6 protein-coding genes are annotated in these 6308 nt (G+C 67.4%); 3 read left to right on the top strand and 3 right to left on the bottom strand.

Going from position 1 to position 6308, the window contains the following annotated elements; all coding sequences use genetic code 11:
- Positions 1 to 490: AMP-binding protein (locus A9W96_RS21705; RefSeq protein WP_156765355.1), on the bottom strand; the 490-nt coding region annotated here is incomplete at its 3' end.
- Entirely contained in the window at positions 483 to 1463 is a 981-nt protein-coding gene (locus A9W96_RS21700; protein ID WP_066876081.1) for a phosphotriesterase, read from the bottom strand. The genes A9W96_RS21705 and A9W96_RS21700, both read right to left, overlap by 8 nt.
- A gap of 125 nt (positions 1464 to 1588) precedes the next feature.
- On the opposite strand from A9W96_RS21700, the gene A9W96_RS21695 reads away from it, so the two are divergent.
- From A9W96_RS21695 to A9W96_RS21685, 3 genes are all read left to right on the top strand, one after another.
- Positions 1589 to 3286, top strand: a complete 1698-nt coding sequence (locus tag A9W96_RS21695; protein WP_067142960.1) for an acyl-CoA dehydrogenase family protein — start codon at positions 1589 to 1591, stop codon at positions 3284 to 3286.
- A 198-nt stretch (positions 3287 to 3484) separates the two neighbouring features.
- Positions 3485 to 4180 carry a TetR/AcrR family transcriptional regulator gene (locus tag A9W96_RS21690; RefSeq protein WP_067142957.1) on the top strand — a complete coding sequence of 232 codons (696 nt, stop codon included), beginning with the start codon at positions 3485 to 3487 and terminating at the stop codon, positions 4178 to 4180.
- The gene (locus A9W96_RS21685) at positions 4177 to 5112 is read left to right on the top strand and encodes a R2-like ligand-binding oxidase (RefSeq protein ID WP_067142954.1); all 936 of its coding nucleotides are present in this window, start codon (positions 4177 to 4179) and stop codon (positions 5110 to 5112) included. Before A9W96_RS21690 ends, A9W96_RS21685 begins: the two co-directional genes overlap by 4 nt.
- Positions 5113 to 5128: 16 nt before the next feature.
- Here A9W96_RS21685 and A9W96_RS21680 read toward each other — a convergent pair.
- The coding region (locus A9W96_RS21680; protein ID WP_067142951.1) for an NADP-dependent succinic semialdehyde dehydrogenase at positions 5129 to 6308 on the bottom strand (1180 nt) is incomplete at its 5' end.

Genomic DNA, 6308 nt, shown 5'->3' with positions numbered 1-6308 from the left:
TCCGGCTGTCGCCGCCGGATTCGATCAGCTTGGGCCGCCCGGTGCTGCCCCCGGATCCCATCGCCTTCCACACCGGTGACACCGCCTCGGGCAGCGCCTCATCCGACAACGCCGGATCGGGTTCGAAACCGGCTGGCACGCTTGCCATTCCAGGGTGCTCGCGGCCGACCAGCAGGGCGGGTGGGCGCAAGTCCAGCAGTCCCTGCAGCTCCGCGTCGGGCAACCGGGCGGACAACGGCTGGGGCACCGCGCCCAGCTTCCAGCACGCCACCGCGGCCTGGATCCACTCGACCGAATTCGGCAGCACCATCGTCACGTAGTCGCCGACGCCCACCCCGAGTTCCGCGTAGGCGCGGGCCAACCGATTCGTCGAACGGTCGAGCTCGGCCCGGGTCAGGGTGGTGCCGTCGCAGGTGACCGCCGGTTCGTCGGGGGCCAGTGCGGCCAGCGCCGAAATCTGGGAACCGATCGGCGGGATCGGCTCACTCATAAGCGCCCTGCCGCTCGAAGATGCGGCGCGGATTGTCCACCAGCATGGTTTGCAGCTGCTCGTCGGTGACGCCGCGCTCCTTGAGCGCCGGGATGACGTCGTTGTGGATGTGCAGGTAGTGCCAGTTCGGCAGCATCTGCGACCCCAGCTCCTCCGGGATCGCATCGAAGTAACAGTTGGCGTCGTGCGAGAGCACCATCTTGTCGGCGTGTCCGCGCTCGCACATCCGCACCACCGTGTTCACCCGATCCTCGAAGGGCAGGAACGCGTCGATGCCGAAGCGGTCCATCCCGAGGTAGGAGCCGGCGGCGATCAGCTCCTCGAGGTAACCGATGTCGGTGCTGTCGCCGGAGTGACCGATCACCACCCGGCTCAGGTCGACGCCCTCCTCTTCGAAGATGCGTTGCTGCTCGAGCCCGCGCCGCAGCCCCGCGTGGGTGTGCGTCGAGATCGGCACGCCGGTGCGCTTGTGCGCCTGGGCGACCGCGCGCAGCACCCGCTCGACGCCCGGTGTGACGCCGGGTTCGTCGGTGGCGCATTTGAGGATCCCGGCCTTGATGCCGGTGTCGGCGATGCCCTGCTCGATGTCGCGGACGAACATGTCGGTCATGATCTCCGGCCCGCCCGCCAGTGCGCCCGGGCCGAGGTAGTGAAAGTACATCGGCACGTCGTTGTAGGTGTAAAGCCCAGTCGCCACAACGATATTCAGCTCGGTGGCCGCCGCGACCCGGGCGATGCGCGGGATGTAACGGCCCAGGCCGATCACGGTGAGATCGACGATGGTGTCCACCCCGCGGGCCTTGAGCTCGTTGAGCCGTTTGATGGCGTCGGCCACCCGCTGTTCTTCGTCGCCCCACGCTTCGGGGTAGTTCTCCGCGATCTCGGTGGTCATGATGAACACGTGCTCATGCATGAGGGTGACGCCTAGCGCAGCGGTATCGATGGACCCGCGAGCGGTATTGAGTTCTGACACGCCACTGATGCTAGGTCGACTAACACCCGACCAACAGGGTCGTTTTATTCCAGGCACCCCCGGGGGCCGCGCCATTGCAGTACCGTCACCCTCGTCTTCGTCGAGAACCCGCTGGGAGTCACGTCATGTTGCTCAATCCCAACCACTTGCAACGCCAGTACCCAGACCGCCGCTCGGGGGAGATCATGGCCGCCACGGTGGACTTCTTCGAATCCCGCGGCAAGGCCAGGCTGAAGTCCGACGACCACGAACGGGTCTGGTACTCGGACTTTTTGGAGCACGTCGGCCGGGAGCGCATCTTCGCGTCGCTGCTGACACCGTCGGCCTATGGGGCCGATGATTGCCGCTGGGACACCTACCGGATCAGTGCGTTCGCCGAGATCGTCGGCTTCTACGGGCTCAACTACTGGTATCCCTTCCAGGTCACCGCCCTGGGCCTGGGGCCGATCTGGATGAGCGCCAACTCCGACGCCAAGCGCAAGGCCGCCGCGCTGCTCGAGGCCGGCGAGGTCTTCGCGTTCGGCTTGTCGGAGCAGACGCACGGCGCGGACGTCTACCAGACCGACATGAACCTGACGCCTTCCGAGGCGGGTTGGGTCGCCAACGGCGAAAAGTACTACATCGGCAACGCCAACGTGGCCCGGATGGTGTCCACCTTCGGCAAGTTCGACGACACCGACGAGTACGTGTTCTTCGCCGCCGACTCTCAGCACGAGCGCTACCGGTTGATCAAGAACGTGGTGAACTCGCAGAACTTCGTCGCCAACTACGCGCTGCGCGACTACCCGGTGACCGAGGCCGACATCCTGCACCGCGGGCCCGAGGCGTTCCACGCGGCGCTCAACACCGTCAACGTCTGCAAGTACAACCTCGGCTGGGGCGCGGTCGGGATGTGTACCCACGCGATGTACGAGGCGGTCACCCACGCCTCCAACCGCATCCTGTACGGGACGGTGGTCACCGACTTCACCCATGTGCGGCGGCTGCTCACCGACGCCTACGCGCGGTTGGTCGCGATGCGGATGGTCGCCACCCGCGCCTGCGACTACATGCGCAGCGCGTCGGCCTCCGACCGCCGCTACCTGCTGTACAGCCCGCTCACCAAGGCGAAGATCACCAGCGAGGGCGAACGCGTCATCGCCGCGCTGTGGGACGTCATCGCCGCCAAGGGCGTGGAGAAGGACACCATCTTCGAGGCGATGACCCGCGAAATCGGTTTGCTCCCAAGGCTGGAAGGCACCGTCCACATCAACATCGGGCTGCTCGGCAAGTTCATGCCCAATTTCCTGTTTGCGCCGAACGCCGACTTGCCGTTGATCGGGCGTCGCGATGACGCCGCCGACGACACCTTCCTGTTCAACCAGGGCCCCACCGGCGGGCTGGGCAAGGTGCGCTTCCACGATTGGCGCGCGCCGTTCGACCGCTTCGGGCACCTGCCCAACGTCGCGCTGCTGCGCTCGCAGATCGACGTGTTGGCCGACATGCTGGCCGGCGCGACGCCGGATGCCGCGCAGCAGAAAGACATCGACTTCGCCTTCGCCGTCGGGCAGTTGTTCGCCACCGTGCCCTACGCCCAGCTCATCCTGGAGGAGGCCGGGCTGTCGGGCGTCGACGAGGGACTGATCGACGAGATCTTCGCCGTGCTGGTCCGCGACTTCAACGCGTACTCCGTCGAGCTGGGCGACAAGCCGGCGACGACGGACGCGCAGGCCCGCTTCGCGATGCGGATGATCCGTCGCCCCGCCCACGACCCGTCGCGCTACGACCAGCTCTGGAAAGAGCACATCGCGCCCATCAACGGCGCGTATCAGATGCGGCCGTAGGGCCGGCGTCGCTCGTCGAGCGCCCGGCCAGCCGGGCTCAGGGGTGCGGGCGCCCGTCCAACGGGGCGCTCGGGGGGAAGTTAGTTTCACGTTGGGCTGCGAGCGTGAAGTTGGTTGCACGTTGGGCCGCCGGAACCCCTTGACTGTGACGCAGATCACCGTAATATGACCAGTGGTCATTGAGGTGAGGAGGTTGCATTGCCAACGGTCACCTGGGCGCGCGTCGATCCCGCCCGTCGTGCCGCGATCATCGAAGCCGCGGAGGCGGAGTTCGGGGCGCACGGGTTCTCCCGGGGCAGCCTGAACGTCATCGCGCGCCGCGCCGGGGTCGCCAAGGGCAGCCTGTTCCAGTACTTCGCGGACAAGCGCGACCTGTATGCGTTCATCGCCGACATCGGAAGCCAGCGGGTGCGGGCCTACATGGAGGACCGCATCCGCGAACTCGACCCGAGCCGGCCGTTCTTCGACTTCCTGACCGACTGGCTCGACGCGTGGGTGGCCTACTTCGCCGACCACCCGCACGAACGGGCGCTGCACGCCGCGGCGACCCTGGAAGTCGACACCGAAGCCCGGGTCAGCGTGCAGAACGTCATCCACCGGCACTACCTGGAAGTGATGCGCCCGCTGGTGCGCGACGCGCAGCTGCGCGGCGACCTACGCGCGGATTCCGACACCGACGCGCTGCTGTCGTTGCTGCTGTTGATCTTTCCGCACCTGGCGCTGGCTCCCTACATGCGCGGCCTGGATCCGATTCTCGGGCTCGACGAGCCCACCCCGGAGCAGCCGGCGCTGGCCGTGCGCAGGCTCGTCGCGGTGCTGGCCGCCGCGTTCTCGACCGCGCCGAAATCCGCGCCAACCAGCCCAGCCCCCAAACGATCTGAGGAGGTCACATGAATCGCACCCGAATCGCCTCGATGGCACAGGGCGGCCTCAACTGGGACAGCTTGCCGCTCAAGCTGTTTGCGGGTGGCAACGCGAAATTCTGGAATCCGGCCGACATCGACTTCTCCCGCGATCGCGAGGACTGGGAGCGGCTCACCGACGACGAACGCAGCTATGCGACCCGGCTGTGCGCCGAGTTCATCGCCGGCGAGGAGTCGGTGACCCAGGACATCCAGCCGTTCATGGCCGCGATGCGGGCCGAAGGCCGGCTCGGCGACGAGATGTATCTGACGCAGTTCGCCTTCGAGGAGGCCAAGCACGTCCAGGTGTTCCGCATGTGGCTCGACGCCGTCGGCATCACCGAGGACCTGCACTACTACCTCGACGACGTGCCCACCTACCGCACGATCTTCTATGAGGAACTGCCGGACTGTCTGAACGCGCTGACGGTCGATCCGTCGCCGGCCGCCCAGGTCCGCGCGTCGGTGACCTACAACCACATGGTCGAAGGCATGCTGGCGCTGACCGGCTACTTCGGCTGGCACAAGATCTGCGTGGAGCGCGGCATCCTGCCCGGCATGCAGGAGCTGGTGCGTCGCATCGGCGACGACGAGCGACGCCACATGGCCTGGGGCACCTTCACCTGCCGGCGCCACGTGGCCGCCGACGACGCCAACTGGGGCGTCTTCGAGACCCGGATGAACGAGCTGGTGCCGCTGGGCCTGCGCCTGATCGAGGAGGGCTTCGCCCTCTACGACCCGATGCCCTTCGGCCTGTCGGTGGACGAGTTCATGGCTTACGCCTCCGATAAGGGGATGCGGCGCTTCGGCACCATCTCCAGCGCGCGCGGGCGCCCGCTCAGCGAGATCGACCTCGACTACTCGCCGGTCCAGCTCGAGGACACCTTCGCCGAGGAGGACGAGAAGCTGCTGGCTGGGGTGTGACGGCGGCGGCCCGAGCTCACTCGATCTTGTCGTCGCCCGACGAGGAGCCGCTCTCGGGTTCCCCGACCCACACGGTCTTGGCGTTGACGAACGCGCGGATGCCCAGGCCCGCGAGCTCGCGGCCGTAGCCCGACCGCTTGACGCCGCCGAATCCCAGCTCCGGGTAGGACACCGTCATCCCGTTGATGAAGACCTGGCCGGCCTCGATGTCGTCGATGAAGCGCTGCTGCTCGGCCTCGTCGTTGGTCCAGGCGTTGGATCCCAGGCCGAAGGTGGTGGCGTTGGCGATCTCGATGGCTTCGTCGATGTCGGCGGCCCGGTACATCGACGCGACGGGGCCGAACACCTCCTCGGTGTAGAGGGCCATGTCCTTGGTGATGTCGGTGACGACGGTCGGCGGGTAGTACCACCCCGGCCGGTCGATGGGCTTGCCGCCGAGGCGGATTTTGGCGCCCGCCGCGGCGGCGTCGTCGACCTGCTTGGCGATCTCGTCGCGGCCCGACTCGGTCGCCAGTGGGCCCACGTCGGTGTCCGGGTCGGTCGGGTCGCCGACGGTCAGCGCCTCCATCTGCTCGGTGAACTTGTCGACGAACGCGTCGTAGATGTCGGTGTGCACGATGAACCGCTTTGCGGCGATGCACGATTGGCCGTTGTTCTGCACCCGGGCGGTGACCGCGGTCTTGGCGGCCTCGTCGAGGTTCGCCGACGGCATCACGATGAACGGGTCGCTGCCGCCGAGCTCGAGCACGGTCGGCTTGATCTCGTCGCCGGCGATGGCCGCCACGGACTGGCCGGCCGGTTCGCTACCGGTCAGGGTCGCCGCCGCCACCCGCGGATCGCGCAGGATGCGCTCGACCGCGCTGGAGGAGACGAGCAGGGTTTGGAAACACCCCTCGGGGAAGCCGCCGCGCGCGATGACGTCGGCGAGGTACAGCGCGGACTGCGGCACGTTCGACGCGTGCTTGAGGATCCCGACGTTGCCGGCCATCAGCGCCGGTGCGGCGAACCGGACGGCCTGCCAAAGCGGGAAGTTCCACGGCATCACCGCCAGCACCACCCCGAGCGGTTGATAGCGCGTGTAGGCCTTCTTCGCGCCCACCGCCTTGGCGTCGGCCGGTTCGTCGGCCAGCAGCTTCTCGGCGTTTTCGGCGTAGTAGCGAAAACCCTTGGCGCACTTCAGCGCTTCCGCCTTGGCC

The sequence above is a fragment of the Mycobacterium sp. 1245852.3 genome, from assembly GCF_001669335.1.
In the GTDB taxonomy this organism is placed as follows: domain Bacteria; phylum Actinomycetota; class Actinomycetes; order Mycobacteriales; family Mycobacteriaceae; genus Mycobacterium; species Mycobacterium europaeum_A.
This window is presented reverse-complemented; position numbering and strand designations above follow the sequence as displayed.